The sequence below is a fragment of the Lentzea sp. NPDC004782 genome (assembly GCF_040609115.1).
GTDB lineage: Bacteria > Actinomycetota > Actinomycetes > Mycobacteriales > Pseudonocardiaceae > Lentzea.
On the sequence record NZ_JBEXJN010000049.1, the window covers coordinates 17,528 to 32,101 of the forward strand.

12 protein-coding genes are annotated in these 14,574 nt (G+C 65.2%); 3 read left to right on the forward strand and 9 right to left on the reverse strand.

Annotated features, from left to right (window positions below):
- Nucleotides 1-107 precede the first annotated feature (107 nt).
- Nucleotides 108-758, reverse strand: a complete 651-nt coding sequence (locus ABZV40_RS34785; protein WP_355451464.1) for a prepilin peptidase — start codon at nt 756-758, stop codon at nt 108-110.
- A gap of 219 nt (nt 759-977) precedes the next feature.
- On the opposite strand from ABZV40_RS34785, the gene ABZV40_RS34790 reads away from it, so the two are divergent.
- From ABZV40_RS34790 to ABZV40_RS34800, 3 genes are all read left to right on the forward strand, one after another.
- Nucleotides 978-3,269 (forward strand): helix-turn-helix domain-containing protein, encoded by a 2,292-nt coding sequence (locus ABZV40_RS34790; RefSeq protein ID WP_355451467.1) that lies wholly within the window; start codon nt 978-980, stop codon nt 3,267-3,269.
- An 8-nt stretch (nt 3,270-3,277) separates the two neighbouring features.
- The gene (locus tag ABZV40_RS34795; RefSeq protein ID WP_355451470.1) at nt 3,278-4,486 is read left to right on the forward strand and encodes an FAD-binding protein; all 1,209 of its coding nucleotides are present in this window, start codon (nt 3,278-3,280) and stop codon (nt 4,484-4,486) included.
- A 112-nt stretch (nt 4,487-4,598) separates the two neighbouring features.
- Nucleotides 4,599-4,970 carry a DUF6355 family natural product biosynthesis protein gene (locus ABZV40_RS34800; protein WP_355451473.1) on the forward strand — a complete coding sequence of 124 codons (372 nt, stop codon included), beginning with the start codon at nt 4,599-4,601 and terminating at the stop codon, nt 4,968-4,970.
- 290 nt (nt 4,971-5,260) lie between these two features.
- Here ABZV40_RS34800 and ABZV40_RS34805 read toward each other — a convergent pair whose 3' ends face one another.
- The 8 genes from ABZV40_RS34805 to ABZV40_RS34840 form a co-directional block, all read right to left on the reverse strand.
- Nucleotides 5,261-5,836: a hypothetical protein gene (locus ABZV40_RS34805; protein WP_355451476.1), complete on the reverse strand. Its 576-nt coding sequence runs from the start codon at nt 5,834-5,836 to the stop codon at nt 5,261-5,263.
- Between the two features lie 562 nt (nt 5,837-6,398).
- On the reverse strand, nt 6,399-6,665 hold the full coding sequence (locus ABZV40_RS34810) for a helix-turn-helix domain-containing protein (protein ID WP_355451479.1): 267 nt from the start codon (nt 6,663-6,665) through the stop codon (nt 6,399-6,401).
- A gap of 81 nt (nt 6,666-6,746) precedes the next feature.
- Nucleotides 6,747-7,238: a helix-turn-helix transcriptional regulator gene (locus tag ABZV40_RS34815; protein ID WP_355451482.1), complete on the reverse strand. Its 492-nt coding sequence runs from the start codon at nt 7,236-7,238 to the stop codon at nt 6,747-6,749.
- 12 nt (nt 7,239-7,250) lie between these two features.
- Nucleotides 7,251-7,730: a hypothetical protein gene (locus tag ABZV40_RS34820; RefSeq protein WP_355451485.1), complete on the reverse strand. Its 480-nt coding sequence runs from the start codon at nt 7,728-7,730 to the stop codon at nt 7,251-7,253.
- Between the two features lie 377 nt (nt 7,731-8,107).
- Nucleotides 8,108-9,169 carry a hypothetical protein gene (locus tag ABZV40_RS34825; protein WP_355451488.1) on the reverse strand — a complete coding sequence of 354 codons (1,062 nt, stop codon included), beginning with the start codon at nt 9,167-9,169 and terminating at the stop codon, nt 8,108-8,110.
- Between the two features lie 111 nt (nt 9,170-9,280).
- On the reverse strand, nt 9,281-10,177 hold the full coding sequence (locus ABZV40_RS34830; RefSeq protein WP_355451491.1) for a thiopeptide-type bacteriocin biosynthesis protein: 897 nt from the start codon (nt 10,175-10,177) through the stop codon (nt 9,281-9,283).
- Between the two features lie 25 nt (nt 10,178-10,202).
- A complete protein-coding gene (locus ABZV40_RS34835; protein WP_355451494.1) occupies nt 10,203-11,429 on the reverse strand; it encodes a lanthionine synthetase C family protein in 1,227 nt (408 codons plus the stop codon).
- Complete coding sequence (locus tag ABZV40_RS34840; protein ID WP_355451497.1) at nt 11,426-14,560, reverse strand: lantibiotic dehydratase; 3,135 nt, start codon at nt 14,558-14,560, stop codon at nt 11,426-11,428. The genes ABZV40_RS34835 and ABZV40_RS34840 overlap by 4 nt, the downstream gene beginning before the upstream one ends.
- Nucleotides 14,561-14,574: the final 14 nt, after the last annotated feature.

The following is a 14,574-nucleotide window of genomic DNA, read 5'->3' on the forward strand; positions in this document are numbered from 1 at the left end:
CGATGAGGGTGAACAGTGCTACGGCTCGGTGCAGTGCTCGCGGCGCCTCGTAGGCGATCACGGGGTCTTCTTCGTGAAGGAGGGGCAGGCACATCAGCCGGCCTCCGTCACGTCTGCAAGATCGTGCAGACCGCGCCGAAGATCAGCGCAGGGCCAAGCGCGATCGGCTGCCCGCGGTGCACACGTCTCCGGGCTATCAGCGTCAGCGAGACAACTGCGGCGATCATGAGGGCCAGGACGAAGCTGACGGCAACGTGGCGCCAGCTGTACCAGCCGAGGAAGAACGCCATCGTCGTCGAGAGCGTCACGTCTCCAAAGCCCAGCCCCGACGAGCTCGTGTAGATCACCAGTCCAACTGCGAACACCGCGGCTGCGGCCACACCCGCGCGGAGCAGCGGCCCGATGTCGTGTTGAACAAGCGCGGAGAGACTGAACTGGACCGTGCCGCCGCTGAAGAGAGCACCGACGATGCGGTGCGGTAGCCGGTGGCTGACCCAGTCGGTCAAGGTGAGTAACAGACCGATGATCATGAGCCACGCCAGCGCGCCTGCCGATGCTGGGTGTCGTTCGGTCGCCTGTACGAGGGTGGCACTCAACAGGGCGCTGGCAGCCAGCATCGCCACCCACTCGCGTTGGACGATAGAGCCCCACGACAGCGGCACGCACTGCGCTATGTAGCTGCTGAGAACAGTCACGGCAGGGCCGGCAACAGCGCCGAGCAATCCGTAGGTCGGCCAGTTCGACATCGCGGCTCCCATCGAGGGCACGAAAGCCGAACATCTTTCTGGTCTTCGACGAAAGTCGTCGTTCGACCGGGTGACTTTGCATGCCTGACTGCTTGGAATACGTGACGAAGCAACGAGTGGTCTGCATACCCTCACCTCCTCGGACCTGCTGTTTCCACTGTTTGTGGTCAGTTGACAACGTTCAGTGTTGGCAGCAACACGGGGGAACCGCTAGGGGGGAGCTGTATCGCGATGAACAAGAGACAGAAGACAGTTATCCACACCACCTTGGAAGCACGGGATGTGCATACCCAAACGAATGGCCAGACGTTCGGGCAGCGAATGCGCAAGTTGCGCGATGCGCAGAAGAAGTCGCTGACGGAGCTCAGCGCCGTGGCCCGCGTAAGCCGTGGCTATCTCAGCAACCTCGAACACGACCGCAGTGTGCCCAGCCCGGAGGTCGCCGCGGCGATCGATGAGGCCCTCGGTGCCCGCGGCAGGCTTGCCGAACTTGTCGTACCCAAGCCCCGTTCCCGGACAACGCGCGAGCGCGTGCGCCCCGCACAGCTACCGGCGGCAGTGCGCGGCTTCGTACCTCGCCAGGAGGTGCTCAAGGAGGCCGAAGCCGCCCTGGCTGTGCACGAAGGCGTGATCGGCATCGACGGCTCAGCGGGCGTGGGCAAGACCGCGTTCGTGGTCACCTGGGCGCACTCGATCGCCGCGGAGTTCCCTGATGGAGTGCTGTTCACCGACCTGCGCGGGTACGCCGCCGATCCACCGGAAGACCCATCGGTTGTTCTCGGCGCGTTCCTGCTCTCGCTCGGCGCCACCCCGTCGGAGATCCCCAGCGATCTCGGTGGCCGGGCCGCCCTGTATCGCACCCTCTTGGAGGGCACCCGCACCTTGGTGGTGCTGGACAACGCGTTCAACGCCGAGCAGATCCTCCCGCTGCTGCCGGGCTCTCCGACGTCGCTCGCATTGATCACCAGCCGCAGCCGCCTGTCGGGCGCGGTCGTACACCACGGCGCGGTCCGCATCACCGTGCAGCCCATGACCGCTGACCAAGCCCATGAGCTGCTCAGGTCGGTGGTCGGCCCGCGGCTCGACGCAGACCCCGCCGCTGCACAAGTCATCGCTGACCGAGCCGGACGCCTGCCGCTCGCCCTGCGCATCGCGGCGGAACGAGCGAGCCTGTGGCCCAACAAACCGCTGCGCGCCCTGGCGGACGAGCTCACCCGGCGCCAGCCACTCGACGTGCTCGCTGTCGACGACACCCTCGCCGTGCGAACGGTGCTGTCCTACTCCCACGACACGCTGCCCCCGAAGATGGCAGCCGCGTTCCGGCTGCTGGGGCTGCACCCCGGCGGGCCAATCCGTGTCGAGGCCGCTGCGGCACTCACCGAGCTCCCACCGGAGTTCGCGCTGGGCTACTTGTCCGCCTTGGCGGGCGTGCACCTGATCGAACTGACCGCGCAGGACCAGTTCGTGATGCACGACCTCGTCCACTCCTACGCCCAGGAACTCGCCCTTGAGCACAATCCCGATGAGGTCAACATCGCCGCCCTCGAGCGACTGATCCACTCCTACCTGAGCACCGGCGCGGAAGCGACCAGGCTGCTATGGCCTTCCCGACCACGGCGTCCGCCTGACTTGCCCAGCCACAACGTGACAACGTTGACATTTCGTCGGCCAGCGGACGCCATCCGCTGGTTCGAGGACGAGCTACGGCTGCTCGTCCGTCTGGTCCGCTGCGGCGCGCAGTGGAACATCACAGCCGTGGCCTACCTGCCGGTGGTGATCAACGAGATGCTGTTCCACCGGCGCGCCTGGTCCTGGTGGGTGCCCGCGTTGCGGGACGCGCTGACGATGGCGCGCCGGGGTAGGCACCGCGACGCCGAGGCGTGGATGCTGGAAACGCTGGCCGACGCCGGTATCGACGCGGGCGACGCCGCCTCGTCGATCGACCTCTACCGGGAGGCGATGACCATCCGCGCCGAGCTGGACGATCGCAGCGGCATCGCCGCCTGCCACGTCGGCCTCGGCCGGGCCTACTGCCAGCTCGGCGACTACGCCGCCGCGATCACGCACTGCGAGACCGCCCGCCAGGTCAGCCACGACGCGGGCGACAGCTGGGAACACGCTGTCGCAACCGCCCACCTCGCGATGGCACGCGCCGCGCTGGGCGAGACCGCCCAGGCACGCGAACTGCTCACCGTCGTGCGCACGACCCTCGACGAGGCCGAGGACTTCATGTCCGCCGGCTGCGCGTCGACACTGCTCGCCGGCCTGGCCGAAACCACCGGCGAGTACGACCTCGCCCTGCAGCACCTCGACGACGCGCTAGCCACCTTCCGCCACGTCGGCGACCTGTGGAGCCAGGCCCACATCCACAGCCGCATCGGCGACCTGCAAGCCGACCGCGGCAACCAGCGCGCTGCCCACCAAGCGTGGACAGCCGCCGCCGAACTGCTCAACGGCAACACCGAACCCACCGCGACACAGCTACGCCAGCAAATGATCAACAGCTTGAAGGAGGACCAGTAGTGCCTCACGTGTTCGCGGCCCTGCCCGAACTGATCGGCACGCTCGACACCGACCAGGACACGCTGCGCTGGGCCGCGCGTGACTACGGCGGCACCATCCACCACCCGCCCGCCGCAGTACTACGCCCCGTCACCACGGCTGACATCAGCACCGTGGTCCGGTATGCCCACGAGCATGGCCTCAAGGTCGTCCCCCGCGGCCGGGGCCACTCGACCGGCGGCCAGGCCCAGGCACCGGGTGGCGTGGTCGTCGACATGAACCGGCTTAACGGCATTCACGATGTCGGCCCGGACCGCGTGGTCGTCGATGCGGGTGCCCGGTGGAGCGAGGTGCTGCGGGCGACGCTGCCCCGCGGCCTAACGCCACCGGTACTTACCGACTATCTAGAGCTCACCGTCGGCGGGACCCTGTCGGTCGGCGGCCTCGGTGGCGCCAGCCACCACCACGGCGCGCAAACCGACAACGTCCTCGAACTCGACGTCGTCACTCCGCATGGCGACATCGTCTCCTGCAGTCCGGACCACTACTGCGAGCTGTTCGACGCAGTACGCGCCGGCCGAGGCCGCCACGGCATCATCACCCGCGCCACCTTGCGCCTCGTCCCTGCACCGGACACCGTGATGTGGCACAAACTCCACTACGACACCGTCGACCAGCTCGCCGCCGACCAACAGCACCTCGTCACCACTGGCACCTTCGACTACGTCGAAGGACAACTCAAAATCCGCGACAATCGGCGCGTCGCCGAACTGGAAGCGGTCACCTACACCGGCGTCTCCGCCGGACACGGCCGCCTCGACGACCTCACGTTCCGCGACGCCGACACCCAGACCGCAAGCTACTGGGACTTCGTCAACCGGCTCGCCGACGGCGAACCCCTCCTCCGGAACGCCGGGCTGTGGGACGCACCGCACCCGTGGTGCAACCTGCTCCTGCCCAGCAACGCCGCCGTCGACCTGCTGCGCCACACCGAACACGAACTCGGCGCCGACCTCTACAGCGACTTCGGCCTCGTCCTCGCCTACCCGCTGCGCACCGACCGCATCACCACACCACGGCTCACGCTGCCTCACGGCGACATCGTCTTCCTCATCGCCGCGCTGCGCTACGCGCCTATCGGCGCGCCTCAGATCGTGGCCGCGATGCAGACCGCGAATGACATGCTCGTCGCCGAGACGTTGGCCGCGGGCGGAACGCTCTACCTCGAACCGCTGTAGGCAGTGTCTTCTGTATTCTCTTTGACGCGATACAGAAGACACCTTGTCAGTCTGTTGTGGACTCTCCAAAACTGAAGTGCACCAGCAACTTCAGCGAAAGAGAGATCACCCGATGAACGTGAACTCCGCACGCGCGCTCACCGCGGCAGGCATGCTCCTCGCCTCGACCGCGGTCGGCATGATCGACACCAGCGATAACTCATCCGCCAGGGTCATGCCACGGGTCTGCGGCTTCTACGCGATCGACCCGCCGCGAGGCGAGCTGACCGGCTACTACAACCACTGCGGTGACAGCTTCATCCTCATCAAACTCCACTGGGACACTGGCAGCAGCTATACCGTGTGTGTCCCGCCCTGGGGTCAGAACCCCTTCTACAAGGACGGGCCGCACAAGGTCGTCAACGCCTACTACGTCACCACACCGCCGAACGTCAGCGGCCCGCCCGGTAACCAGTGGTGCTCGACCGGCCAACCAAATTCCTGAGACCTCGACGTATCGCAGGCCTGGGCCTTCAGATTGAGTTGACGCCGGTGCGGGCAAGCGTTGGCGCTGTCCTCGGCAGAGGGGTTTGTCGCTCGGCGAGCAACAAACCCCTCGTGGTCGCTGTGGTGGACACTACGGGCGGATTCTCGTGTTCCTCACCGCTGATCCCTGCGCTCCACAGCCTTCCGCGTGCCCGCCACACCGTTCGCATTGAGCTTGGGCGAGGTAAGGTTCCGTAGGCTTACCTCATCCACTGTGGATCGTTTCGCTGTACAGGCAAGCAAGCAGGATCATGTGTTGCCCTCGGGAGCAACCAGGTTCGGCGCGATTGCCTGTTCGGCAGCGCGCATCGCTTCTCCGAACCAGGAAGCGTGACGGCTAAGCTTGCGTACCGCTGCTGTCACCAGAACGGCCAACACCTCGGACTCGCCACCACGGCACATGACGGCAGCGGCTTGCTGGATCGCGCCCGCATCCCGTGTCGCATAAGCCGACACCGCAGCCGAGGCGACCTTCACGTTCTCCTGCCATGCCGCGCGATCGTCACTGTCCAGGTCGCCAGGAACCGTGAACTCGACAGGAAACTCTATCGGCCACGTCAGCTGATCACAGGGCACACCTTCGAGGAGTATCGAGGCAAGGATGCTCGCCGCGGCGACGACAGCTCGGTCGCCGTGCGTGGTGATGATGTGCAGGGAGTGCTCAACGAGTTCTGGCTCCGCCCGCAGCTGATGCCCCAACGCACGCAAGGCCCAGCGGGTACCGGTATCGCTACCCGCGTCGTGGCTCAGCCGGAGGTCGTCATGAACGATCTGCTCCGTGCCGCAAGGAACATACTCATCGTCAGTATCGTGCTCGCGCGTCATCGAGTTCTCTTCGTTCTGAAAGGCGCTACGGTCAGGAATTCAGGAAGTGGTGCGGGCCGCCTGCCGGGGCCGATACAGAGCAGCAGCCTCGGCGAGCACTCCGGTCTGGCCGTAGAAACAAAGGCTGTGGGCTCGGTGCCGGCCTGTGTGAGAGCGGAGCGTCCGTCCACACCGGTCAGCCACCTGCGATTTGCGCGTCAGCCTCGGCGCTGCAACGCGCGAGATTGGGGGCGCAACGTGTCGCCGTGGTGACGTGCCGCTCGTACAACGGACCGAAAGCGCCCACGGTCCCAGCGCGTACAAACGCGACCAGGTCGGCGTCGTCGTGGCGCGTGTAGTCCACAGTGGCAGTCAACTTGGTTTCCCCCTTCGCTTCCGGGCAGCGCTCTTCGGTATTGGAGGTATCGGCCGCGGACCAACCAGGGGTACACCGTGCCGATGTGCGTTTCCGGCAGGCCGAGCGAGACGGCGATCTGCGACAGACTGAGCCCTTCGGCCTTCGCATCGGCGACCCACAGCGCCCGTTCGTCGCGGTAGACGCGGTAGGTCAGCCACCATGAGATCAGCATCCGCGCGTGTCGGCCAGCGACGACGTCGTCGGGATCGGCTTCTGGTTGCTGCCGCCACGGGGCCAGAACTGGGCTCCGCCCTCGGACAGCCACCGGTGAACGGTCCCGTACGGGCGGTCGATGCTCCTGGCGGTGGCCCGGATGCTCTCCCCGTTCTTGTAACGCCTGGCAAGTCTGGCGAGGTACTTCTCGCGCTCCGGGAGCGTGAGGTCAAGAGTCCCGGGTTTGGGCTTGAGCGTACGCCTTGGTGTGGATGTCATCGTGAGTCCTCCTGGCCGGATGTGATTGGTAAGGAGGGGGCAGGGCCTCCTCCCTGGAGAGTCCTGCCCCGGCAGCGCCTGTCAGCCGGGGGCAGGCGGCGACAGGCGGTAGACCTCGAAAACGAGTTCCTGCTCCTCTGCCGTGAGATGGCAGCCGGCACAGGAGCATGTGCACTGTGGCGCGCACCGGCAGCCGAAGGCCTTGTTGCAGCACCAGTGCGCGAAGGACATCGCCGAGACCGGAGCCCCGGCGAAGGCCAGCATGGCGGCCAGCTCGTGACGGCCCGGAACCTCGTCATAGTCAGCCGGGAGCAATTTTCCTTGTGCTGCAAGGCATGTCTCGTAGACCTGCAGGAGTGCCGTAAAGACATTGATGTCGAGCGCCGCGCAGAGGCGGACGAACGACTCCATCGACGGCACCATGTCGGCGACGATGAACTTGCCGAGCGCGCCCCGCGCCAAGGCCGCGCGTTTTACTGTCTCGTTGTAGCTCAGGCCAGAGCGCTCCAGGAGTGTTTTGAGCGTGTCCGCCATCGCGCGGCGGTAGGAGTCTCGATCGACGTCGTGGTACACGTGAAGCCTTCGTCAGTCGCTGGTGGGCACCTGATCCGGATCGTCGTCCGCCGGTAACGACAGCTCGTTCAGTGCCGAAGGTCGCGGGCGCCACGTTCGGAGCAGTGCCTGGCGTTGACGACGGCTGAGATGGCAGCCCTCGCACGCGCAAGAACAGTCAGCGCCGCAGACGCAATCCAGCGGCTGTCGGCAACACCACTCGACAAAGGCCAGAGTGGATGTTGGCAGCCCTACCCACAGGTACGCCATGGCGACACCGAAGATGTCTCTGCTCATCTCGAACGCCAACGGCGGAAGCTGCCCCTTCGCACTCAGCACGTACCGGTAGCTGTCGCAGAGCAGGCCCCACATGTCGACATCGAGGAACTCGCACAACCCGAACAGGTCGGTCAGCGAGACCCAATGACGTCCGGCCTCCAGGCCGACAACCTCATCGACGGGAATGCTCCACGAGCGAGAGCGCCCTCGAACGTACACGCTTTCGACGTTCACGCCCCGGCGCTCCCGGTGGGCACGTAGCTCCCCGCCGACCTTGCGCAACCACGCGGAGCGCTCCGACTCGTTAACCTTTGTAAGCGAACGCACAGCTATCCTATGAGAGAAGGAGTGTCCAGAGTGGACGATTACTCGACCGCGTTGCCGTTCTGCTCGGACCGCGGGGTGACATCGACGTAGGTGCCGATGGCTACAGCACCCGATGTGTCTGCTCGACGTAGGACCTAGACATCAGAGCCGCCCATACCGCGCTGCTCTCGTAGCGAACGCTCAGTTGCTTGGTGATCAGCGCGTGTGCAGCCTCGTCGTCTTCAGACGAGTAAGAGAGGAGTGCGCTAGTTGTCACGACTTGTTTCCTTTGTATGGATTGACGTCTAAACGTCAGATCCAGGCCGGAGGTCGAACGTCCCGTCAGCGATCAGTTCGCTAAGAGCCGCTTGGGCGAGCTCGGCAGCAGAGGTCAGGGAGCTCAGCAACCCCTGTGGAATCCTTTGTTGGTTGAGTCCTGCATCCTCGATGATGCACGCGAGCGACAGCCCGAAGGACTCCGTGCGAGCATTGGACAAGCAGCGGGCGAGCAGGTCAGCGGCGTGTGCATCACTTGCCTGGACAGCGAGACGGACAAGATTCGTCGTGATCTCCTCTGACGCTGCCGAACAGGTTGCTGCGGCGAGTCCACCTACGCATAGACCGAGACGTGTGTGGAACACGACGGCAGCGGGATTCAGCGGCAAGGCCTGATAGGCGTCGATCATGGCGGTCACCGTGCCCTCTGCCGGACGGCCTGTCAGGCGCAGACAAAGTGTGCGCAGGCACGCGGCGACGGCGCGTTCCCAGGGCATTGGTGTGTCGGCAGAGTCGATCAGGGCGAGGGCTTGTTCACTGCAACCACACATGGCATAGGCGAGAACGGCCGCTTGCCGGCCGTCGAGCATGCGTTCGCTGACGCCGTTGCAGCGCTGCAGGTGCGGTAGAACACGGTCCCACAACCCTGCCGTCGTGAGTGCACGGGTGCCGTCAGCAACGAGAATTGCTTGGAGGAATCGCTGTAGATTCTGCCGCCCATCGGGTTGCGGGGCGAGATCGCCGAAATCCACGTCGTGGCCATCGATGTTCGTGCTGGTGCCGGTGGTCACGGCTCGGTAGGTGTCCTGATAGAGCTGGTACGCCGTACCCCCGTCACCACGCCGTGTTGCGAGCCGCCCGAGGTTGACGATGGGTTCTAGGGCGTACTGCGCCGCCTCTGCAGGCAGCGACGCGGCGGCCTGCAAGGTCGTGAACTGTCGCCAGCACAACTCGCGAGCCAGGTCAGCGAGTCCGCAGTCGCTGGCGATAAGCGCGACCTTGTTCAGCGCCTGCGTCAGTTGGGCCAGTCGGCTTTGTCCCGCGGTGCCCGCTGGGTCAGTTGCGAGTCTGTGGACCTCGTCGATGCGCACTGGCAGTGATCGGGCTGCTGGCCGCCCGCGAGGCACAAGAGGGAACCATGCAACCATCTCCCTGAGTCTGGAGAGGGCGGTGGCTTCATCGCTCGAGAGGTCGCGCACGTGCTACTCCTGCTTGGTGGCCTGATCGTCGATGTCCTGTCGCGAGGGTGCCGCCGGAGGAGAACCGTCGGCGAATATGGCGCCTGCGGCCGAGTTCGCCAGCAATGTCTTGGTGTGCGGATCAAGTCCCAGGCGGTTCCAGTGAAACAGGACCTGGTGAGTGAGTACGGCCCGCAAGCCTCGTTCTAGCCTTCCTTCGGTCGCGAGGACCCTTAGTGCTTGGCCGGCGTCGGCGAACGCGGCGAACCAACCGACGAGACCAGCGAGCGAGCCAGTGGCAGCAAACAGTGGACCATCCGGTGACGTGTCAGTGATCATGAGCCGCCGTAGTTGTTCTTGTAGGCGATGCTGTCTGCCAGTAGGCGGTGCGTCGGCAACCAGCGGGGCTTGGTGTTGCGCGACGCGTGCCCAGACATCGCCCTGCTCGTACCAGTCCTGGCCAGCGCCACGAAGAAGTGCGCTGCACAGGAGAACAGACAGTTCCCGTCGTCCGATCACCGCATTCTCGGTTCGGAAGTGCGTGAGGACCTGGCGGCTGTCGGCATGGAAGAGTTTGTGTGCCACAGCCATACCGTCGGACCCTCCGAAGGCGTGCACTTCCGGTTCATAGATCGTCTTGGTCAACGAGGACACGTGACCACCTTCGACGAGTGCATCCAGTCGCGTGTGGACGAACTCGAAACCAGAGTTGTCGTCCGCATCAAGGCCGAATCGCAGTCGCCAGCAGGGCTTCTTGCGGGTGAAGAACCAGGAAGCAACCAGCCCGCGGTCCTCCGCAATCTTGAGGATCGGTGCGAGGTGGATGACTGCAGTGTCCTGAGCGGTGTCGTAGTCGGGGAAACGGACGAGCACCTGATGCCAAGCTCTGTTGCCCCGGTGAGGCTCGTTGTTCTGGCTCATGCTTGATCCTCGGGTTGTCGGGTGGCTACGCCAACAGCAGGCAGCTGTCCCAGCTGCCCTGGGGCGCTGTGTCGGTCACCGCCGTGTGCAGGGCAAGTGCGACACCTGCCTCCCCGTCGAGAAACTCCGCAGTCGCGGTCGGTGAGCTGACAATGCGGTGGAGCAGCGCGTCGACGAGCCGCGGCACCTGTGCAGCGAGGGCTGGTGTCAGGGCATCAGAAGCCATGCGCCAGGTGGTCTGGAGGACGCCGGCGATGCCGTGGCATAGGCCGACCTCCCGAATGCGGTCGATCTGGCTGGCGTCGGTGAGGCAGGTCAGCATCGCGTTCTCGGCGAGCCGCTGCCGTTCGACATCTGCCAACGCGAGTCCGGCGAGTTGTTGGGCACGCACTATCCCTGGAGTGCCGTAACACCACGACAACTTCTGCCTACTGTTGGAAGACACGGTGCGGTTCTCGACGTGGGCTGGGGTAACGAAGCCGGGCCACCAGGAACCGAAATTGTCGTCCTGGCGCCAGCTGTCGAGCCAGGCACAGATTCGGGTGATCGCCTCGCGATGCCCGTCCACGACGATTCCTCGGCGCAGAGCCAACGACAACAGCGCGAGCGGTGCGGAGATGCCGTGTGACATAGCCAGATTGCCGTGTCCCCCTGGAAAATCAGGCGTCACAGCACCTGTCGTTCCGACATCAGTCCACCATCCGGGCAGTCCATCGGCGTGTTCGGCAAGGGGTTCGCTCAAGCGCACGAGATAGGACAGGACATCGGTGGTGATCTCGTGCCGGGGCTGATGGAGCAGATGGTGAGCGCCGAGCCCCGCCAAGCCGCAGATCAAGTCGAACTCAGCCATTGGCGGCCGGTCCGTCCGGTCCAACCGAGCGTGGGCTTGCCGCAGACGGCGTCCAGTCAGATCCACGGTGCCGCTGTCGAGTTTCTGGAGCGCACCGTTGAGCTTTCCCGATCGGTCGACAGCCGTGTGGATGACGAAGGCAAGGGCTGGCGTGCCAAAGAACAGCCCCGCGTTCGGCCCCGCAGTGAGCTCATCGGAGACAGCTGCCGACAGCCAGGCGTGCGCGGTGTCCCAGCTTCCTAGGCCCGAGCGGGCGCGTTCGATATGCAGCAGGGCGATCCCAGCCGCGCCGCCTCCAAGGGACTGCGGCCCACGCCTCCAGCCTGTAGGCAGGGATGAGAGTGCGTCCAGGTTGGCCAGTCGCTCGATCAGCGCCGCCGTTGTGTCCAATGCGGTGGTCATCGTGCTCCTCGGTTGATCCAGCTCAGTGCGGCGGCACGGGCAAGACGGAGGCAGACGATCTCAGCTTCGCGGTCGGGCCCTGCGACACGAATGCAATGCAGATGCAGGAGATCCGGCAACACGGCCTGCTGCGCCACCGTGGTCGTCTCATGGGAGGCAAGAGCGTCACGATATTTGGCCACTGCGGATTGACGCTCTTGCAAGCGGGCGGCAATCAGATCGCCACCTGTAAGCGCCCGCAGGGCCGAGAAGTTCTTGGCGGTGTCGCACAGCTCGATCGCTTGTTCCTGGAGGCTGCGCGCGAGCCTGGGTGTAGAGATCCGCTCGACGTGCTCGATTAGCCAGCGCAGGCCCGCTTGACGGCTACCTGTGAACGAGATGACAAGGTCGACGAGGCTGGCTGCGGTGATCGAGTGCAAGTGCGCGGCATCGCCGGCGGCCAGTTGCGCGACGGCAGCGGCGGAGTCGGCCGCAAAGACCGCTTCCGCAGCCGAGAGGGTGAGTCCGCCGCCGAAACGGCCAGCCTCTGGGTGGTAGGTGTCTAGCTGGAGCCTGCCGAGCAAGCCAAGGTGCTGTAGCTCGGCAGCCCAGGAGCCCACTTGCCCAGCTGTGTTGCCGAACGCGTCAGGGTCCGCGAGTCGGACGCGAAGTCGAATGTGCGGTTGTGGGTCCTGGTAACGAATGAACCACCACTGGGGCGCGCCGTCGAGGTTGCCCAGCAGCCGGGGAAGGTGCTTCGTGAGAAGGTCGCTGTGCCGATCCGGGTGGGCATACAGCTTGGCGTACAGCCAGCCGGACTCTGGATCGCCCGGAAGATGCCCCGCTTGCACGCCGACGGCCGCGGACGAGCTGGGGTTCCGCATCAGCGGTGTGGGCTGGGCCGGGCTGGTTGCTGCCAACGGAACAGTGATCTCATGGGCTCGTCCGCCACACCAACCGTACGCCGACGGCGGAGGCCCCTCCCGAAGCGTGACGTGTCCCGCACGTTCGAGGTCGGTGCGCAGCAAGTGAAGGTGTGCAGGGTCGTCGAGGTGAAGCAGTACTCGTCGGTCGTCGTCGCCCAGGTACACCCCGTCCGGCACATCGAACGTCTTGCGCCACTGCGCTACCGCATCGGCCCACGTCGACCAGTCAGCGCCGAACGGTGGCAACTGAGCGCTCGTGACATTCCACCGGGCTGGAGACAGGATCGTGTTTTGGTACCGCAGGCGAGGCAGGAACGGTAGATGGTTGGCTGCGCCCCACGAGAACGGCACACATGCGGCCGACCAGGCGGTGCTGATTTCACACAGGAACCGCAGCAGCGGATGGGCGGCGTGCACGAACTCCAGTGCACTGAAAGTCGTCGGCTCCAGCACGCGCGTCCGTGATCGGGACATCAGGTACAGGCGCGAGGCATCCCCGGTCACCACAAGGTCGTCGATTGCGATCGTCTCGCCACCACCGCTGTGCGGCTCGCCCAGCGCAATGACATGCGATAGCACAACTGGGTGCCGGGTGACGTTTTCCGCGCGAGATCGCAACGGCTGACAGGCCACCTGCGTCGGCAATGCCCCGTCCACCGACGTGGGAAGCGCGGCCAGTGCAGTGATCAGGTCCGCGCGGTCCTCGGGAGCAAGTAGACACAGAAACCGGCCGATGGTGGCTCCTGCGGTGCGCGACACGCCCGCAACAGCAAGTTCCCATTGGCCATGCGTAAGTGCGAGCTGCGTCGACGCGTGCACGCGGAAGCGCAGTTCGGTGTGCGGCTGGATGTGGTCAGCCTGGGCCACTTCCAGGCGTTCGATGAGAAGGTCGTCGAGAATGACCTCTCGACGTTGCTCCATCGCTGCGGTCTGTGCCAGGCCGAGCAGTGCGACGTCACGGTCGGACAGCGGCTGTGGCGATGGCGGAGGGAACATCGAGTCGCGGTATCCGGCGGGAAACCCCAGGCCGGTGTCGAAGTGCACCAGCTCGATCAACGGCACGAAGGCCCCAAGGCCGTAGCGTTCGACGAAGCGGCCGTGGTAGTCCTGCCAGACCGGCGCACCCGACGGATGCGGGTTGAGGCGGACTAGCACCGACGCAGCATCCTCGACTTCCCGAGCGACATCGTCAGGAATCGTCACGGCTTGGCCAAGATGAAGATCGACAGTCAGTGGCCGGTCGCTGGGATGGACGTTCGTAATCCGCGCCGAGACTGACCCGCGCAGGTTGCGTTGTGCGGCCTCGGAGATCGCTGCGTTGTGTTCGGACAGTCCCGCGTGGATCGCTCGCAGTTGCCCCACCAGTTCCGCAGCCTCTGGACGGTCGTCGACACCCGCTAGGGCCAACACCTCCAACACGTGTCCCAGCGGATCCGGCGAGGTCACGGGCGGGTACAGGGCGGTGAGCAGTACCCGTTGATCGATCAGGCCCGAAATCAACGCCTCGATTCGTGGTCGAGGTGTCGACGGGTAGCTGGCCTCAAGGTTGTCGATCAGATCCGCCACGCGGATTGGTGTCGGCGCTGCTTCGACTGCGGCCTGGACTGGCTTGGTGTAGCGGATGGAGGTCTCGCCGGCACCGCTGGCGGACGTCGGATGCCGGTGGCACCCGATCACGAGTCGGTCGTCGCGGACGAACAACAGATTGTTCGCGACCACCGGCAACGCGCGGCGAACGTCTGCCATTGCTTGCAGACGACGCACGACCTCAGTCAGCCATTCCGCATCGACCTGGGCCGAGGCGTGAAGTTCCAGGTCGTTGCAGAGCTCAAGATGGGGACCGAATCTAACCGGCGCGATGCCGGCAAACAGTCCGAATGGCGTCGCTCTGCTCCTGCAGCGCAGCAAGTAGCGCAATAGAGTCACAACAAGGCTCCGCAGTTCCCGTGCTGTGACGGGCTGACCGGCGAGAACCTGCTCCACCTGTCGAGCAAGCACCGGGCTGGCGACCTCGATTGCCGGGGCCAGCGTCGCGGTTTCCCAGACGTTCCGAATCCACTCGTGCCACTGTGCAAGGTCTAGCGGTGACCAATCAGAGAGATCTGGACACACCGCTGTGTCCACTGTGGATGATTGCGTGGCCGACCGCAGCAGTGCTATCCCCACCGACCGGTACAACGGTTTTCCCCCCTCGTTTCGCGGGTGCGTGATTCCCGGCGACCCCATCGGTCGCCGGGAAT

Coding starts and splice junctions, on each gene's coding strand:
- ABZV40_RS34785 (WP_355451464.1), bottom strand. CDS start 758: ATGGGAGCCGCGATGTCGAACTGGCCGACCTACGGATTGCTCGGCGCT.
- ABZV40_RS34790 (WP_355451467.1), top strand. CDS start 978: ATGAACAAGAGACAGAAGACAGTTATCCACACCACCTTGGAAGCACGG.
- ABZV40_RS34800 (WP_355451473.1), top strand. CDS start 4,599: ATGAACGTGAACTCCGCACGCGCGCTCACCGCGGCAGGCATGCTCCTC.
- ABZV40_RS34805 (WP_355451476.1), bottom strand. CDS start 5,836: ATGACGCGCGAGCACGATACTGACGATGAGTATGTTCCTTGCGGCACG.
- ABZV40_RS34810 (WP_355451479.1), bottom strand. CDS start 6,665: ATGACATCCACACCAAGGCGTACGCTCAAGCCCAAACCCGGGACTCTT.
- ABZV40_RS34830 (WP_355451491.1), bottom strand. CDS start 10,177: ATGAGCCAGAACAACGAGCCTCACCGGGGCAACAGAGCTTGGCATCAG.
- ABZV40_RS34835 (WP_355451494.1), bottom strand. CDS start 11,429: ATGACCACCGCATTGGACACAACGGCGGCGCTGATCGAGCGACTGGCC.
- ABZV40_RS34840 (WP_355451497.1), bottom strand. CDS start 14,560: ATGGGGTCGCCGGGAATCACGCACCCGCGAAACGAGGGGGGAAAACCG.